Genomic DNA, 3,019 nt, shown 5'->3' with positions numbered 1-3,019 from the left:
GGTACTGGACCAGCAGCGGCTGGGGGGCGCGACAGGCCACCAGATCAGGCCAGTCCACGTGCCCGGCGAGGCCCGCGGGCATCATCATCCAGGTGTGGCTCACCACGTCCTGGTCGAGCAGCGCGTCGTAGGTGCTCATCATCGCGACCACGACGGCGGCGTCGACCGCGTCGGTGGTGGCCCGCAGCAGCACCACCCGCGCTCCCCCTCCCGAGAGCCCCACGGCCCCCAGGCGGTCGGCCGTGCCCTCGTCCCCGGCCAGGACCGCGAGGGCGATCCGGTCCTCGCGGGCCACCTGCGCGGCGTAGCTGGTGCCCAGCAGGGTGCAGTACTTCTCGAGCAGGTGCTCGTGGTGCCAGGCCGCGGCGTCGTACAGCGCGACGTCGTCCTGCCCAGGCTCCTGCGACCACTCGGCGGCGCCGGGCGAGATCATGCCTCGGGTGCGACGAGCGAGCTCCTGCAGCAGCGGGGGCATCTCCTCGAGCGGGAACCCGCGGCTGCCCCACCCCAGCACGTCGTGGACCAGGACGGCGTGCCCGGCCCGTGCGAGGCCGTTCGCCACGGCCCGACCGCCGTACACCCCAGCACGCAGGGTCACGATGCTCGCGGGCGCGGGCACGGGTCCGTCGGCGAGCTTCTCGAGGCCGCGCCGCTTGTGCCCGTCATGGCTGTGCAGGGCGAGGATGCCGGGCAGGCGGCGCGTGACCCCCGCCGGGCGCAGCAGCCAGGCACGCGTGCGTGGGCCGAACCCGACCGACCAGGTGAGCTCGACGCCGTCGACGCCGTCAGCTGTCCAACGGGCCTCGACCCGCAGGTCCACCGGCTCCTCGGGCAGAGCACCGGAGGAGCCGGGCGCCGCGAGGGTCTCAGCAGCGAGACGGCGCACCACCGCGGCGGGACGACGGACCGCCCGCTCGCGGGGACCTCGGGCGTACGTGACCCAGTCGCTGAAGACACCCAGGTGGGCGTAGTGCGCAGTCACGTCGTCGGGCACCGCGGGCCTCCTTCGTCCTCGGAGCAGGGCCGGCGGACCGAGCCTATCCGCGTCGCCCCAGCAGCCGGGAGAGGCGGTGGCTCGCGGTGGCCTCGTGCTGGGCGGCCGGCTCGGCCTCGGGGTCCGAGAGCTCGTCGTCGGAGGCGACGCCTCCGTCCGCCCCGTCCGTCCTGGGCACCGCGAGCGCCTCGTCGCCCGCGCCGAGGGGCGGGATCCGGCGCAGCAGGTGCTGGGCGACGTCGGCCACGGCCTCAGGGTCCTGGGTGATGACGACGTCCACCATCCCGGGGCCGGCCGCCCGACGTGCGGCCATCGCCAGGGCCAGGTGCTCGGTCATGATCAGCAGGAAGGACTCACCCACGAGCGCGTCCCCCGAGGGCAGCCGGACCCCTCGAACCCCGGGCACGGGAGCGGCCGGGACGCCGACCCCGAAGGCGACGGTCAGCACCGACATCGCGGCCAGGAGCCCCAGGTCCTCGACCTCAACGCCGTCGACCTCCTCCCAGCTCGTGGTGCCGTGCCCGACGAGGACCAGCGGTCGCGCCCCCGAGGAGAGCGCCCGCGCCGCGAACACGTGGGCCAGCCTGCGCAGCAGCTCGCGGTGCACCAGCCGCCGACCGCGCGGGGCGATCAGGTCGAACGGGGTGCGCCCGGCCGGGACCTCAGCGCCGGGACCGCTCCCCAGGGGCACGACGTCCCGCGGCACCGGGTAGTGCTCGGCGAGAGGCCCGGGACGCCCGAGGTGGTGCCCCTGGCCGAAGCGCGCCCCCAGGGCCAGCGCGAGACGCACGTCGTCCTCGCTCTCGATGCCCTTGACGACGAGCGTGGCACCGGCGTCCTCGACGTGGCGCAGCACGGTCGCGACCACGCTCGAGGCGGGGTCGGTGTCCTCGTCGAGCATCCGGATGTCGAGCTTGACCACGTCGGCATGCACGAGGGGCAGGACGGCGAGGCAGCCCAGGCTCGACCCGACGTCGTCGACCGAGACGCCCCAGCCCATCTCCCGCGCCCTGTCCACCGAGTCGAGGAGCCCGGCGGGGTCGCTCGCGAGCCCGGCGTCGTCGAACTCGACGAAGACGCGGAGCTGGGACTCGGCGTGGCTGACCACACCCAGCAGGTCTGCGGGGCAGCCGCGGGTGAGCGAGGCCATCTCGACGTTGATGAACAGGGACATGCTCGGTGGTGCACCGGCCTCGAGGAACCCCGTGAACGCTGCTGCCCGGCACGTCCAGTCGAGCTCGGTGACACGCCCGGCGCGGGCGGCGTGGGCGAACAGGGCGGCCGGGCTCTCGAGGGGGCCCACGGGGCCGCGCGCGAGGGCCTCGACCCCGACCTGCTCACGGGTCGTGAGCTCGACGAGCGGTTGGTAGGCCACCTGGACGGCACGGGCGTCGAGCAGCGCGGCGAACGCGGCGGCCTCCGCGGTGTCGAGCTCGTCCGTCGTCCCCGACGCGGTCACGGTGCCTCCCCCAGACGATGCGCACGACCGTGGGGGCGCACCCTCGCGGTCCAGTCACCCTCTCCATCGGCCACCGGCTGGCCGCGATGAGCACCCCCGCCGGCGTCTCGTCAGCCCTCGGCCCGGCTGTCGCGCCCCGGGGCGTCCGCTCGCCGGCGCAGCCCGGGATCAGTCCTCGACGACGAGCCGCACCTGGTCATCGGGCCGGAGCTGGGCCAGCAGGTCCAGGTCCGCCCCCACGACCACCGCCACCACGGGGTAGCCGCCGGTCACCGGGTGGTCCGCGAGCAGGATCACGGGCTGCCCCGAGGGCGGGACCTGGACCGCGCCGCGGACGACCCCCTCGCTCGCGAGCTCGTCGTGGCGCCCGCGCTCGAGGGGTTCGCCCTCGAGACGGAGCCCGATGCGGTTGGGCGGTCCGGTCACGGTCCACGTCGTGCTCGGCAGCCGCGTGCGAGCCTCCTCGGTCAACCAGTCCGCCCGCGGTCCGGGTCGCGCACGCACGGTCAGCACCGCGCTCGGTCCGCCGGCCGGTCCCGGACCGTCGGCCAGGCCCGGACCGTCGG

At 75.4% G+C, this 3,019-nt stretch carries 2 protein-coding genes and 1 pseudogene; all 3 read right to left on the bottom strand.

What is annotated here, in order from left to right:
* The coding region (locus L0B03_RS15850) for an acetylesterase (RefSeq protein WP_250447610.1) at positions 1-994 on the bottom strand (994 nt) is incomplete at its 3' end.
* Between the two features lie 43 nt (positions 995-1,037).
* The gene (locus tag L0B03_RS15845) at positions 1,038-2,453 is read right to left on the bottom strand and encodes an EAL domain-containing protein (RefSeq protein WP_250447608.1); all 1,416 of its coding nucleotides are present in this window, start codon (positions 2,451-2,453) and stop codon (positions 1,038-1,040) included.
* A 168-nt stretch (positions 2,454-2,621) separates the two neighbouring features.
* Positions 2,622-3,019, bottom strand: a pseudogene (locus L0B03_RS15840) (biotin-dependent carboxyltransferase family protein); the annotation flags it as partial.

It is taken from the genome of Actinotalea sp. C106, from assembly GCF_023630195.1.
Lineage (GTDB): Bacteria > Actinomycetota > Actinomycetes > Actinomycetales > Cellulomonadaceae > Actinotalea.
The sequence above is the reverse complement of the archived record's forward strand: the minus strand, read 5'-3'. Positions and strand labels throughout refer to the sequence as shown.